The organism is Aquabacterium parvum (assembly GCF_001447195.1).
Lineage (GTDB): Bacteria > Pseudomonadota > Gammaproteobacteria > Burkholderiales > Burkholderiaceae_C > Aquabacterium > Aquabacterium parvum.
Genome location: NZ_LFRI01000438.1, coordinates 1 through 612 on the forward strand (window position 1 = coordinate 1; position 612 = coordinate 612).

At 61.4% G+C, this 612-nt stretch carries 1 protein-coding gene; it reads right to left on the reverse strand.

What is annotated here, in order from left to right; translation table 11 throughout:
- Positions 1-175: 175 nt before the first annotated feature.
- Positions 176-612: DDE-type integrase/transposase/recombinase (locus ABG80_RS17460; RefSeq protein WP_152987718.1), on the reverse strand; the 437-nt coding region annotated here is incomplete at its 5' end.

A 612-nucleotide genomic window follows, 5' to 3' on the forward strand; every position in this document is an offset into this window, starting at 1 on the left:
GTCCGCCGCTTGCGTACACCCACAACGCCTGTCTTGGCGTCTGAGTCTTGTTTTGCGATCGCGTCCACCATCTTCTCCATAGTGGACGCGATCTTCACGCCGCCATACAGCCTTGGCTAGAGGGTCGTCGTCGGACTGAAGCGCCCCGGGTTTCGCGGAGGCCAGTTGGTTTAAGTCAGACGGTCGCGGCCTGCCCAGCGCGTTGTTGGTGGTAGTTTGCCTCGAACTCGGCGGGCGGGACATTGCCCAGTGGGCCCATCAATCGATGGTGGTTGAACCAAGAGACCCATTCCAGCGTTGCGAGCTCGACCGCCTGCTTGGTCTTCCACGGGCCACGACGATGGATCACCTCTGCCTTGTACAAACCGTTAATGGTCTCGGCCAAGGCGTTGTCATAGCTGTCGCCCTTGGAGCCCACTGAGGGCTCGATACCGGCTTCGGCCAGCCGCTCGCTGTAGCGAATCGAGAGGTATTGCGAGCCCCTGTCGGAATGATGGATCAGGCCATCTTCTTCGGACGGCTTGCGGTCATACAGGGCCTGCTCCAGCGCGTCCAGGACGAAGTCCGTGTGCATGGAACTGCTCTGGCGCCAGCCCACGATGCGGCGGCTGA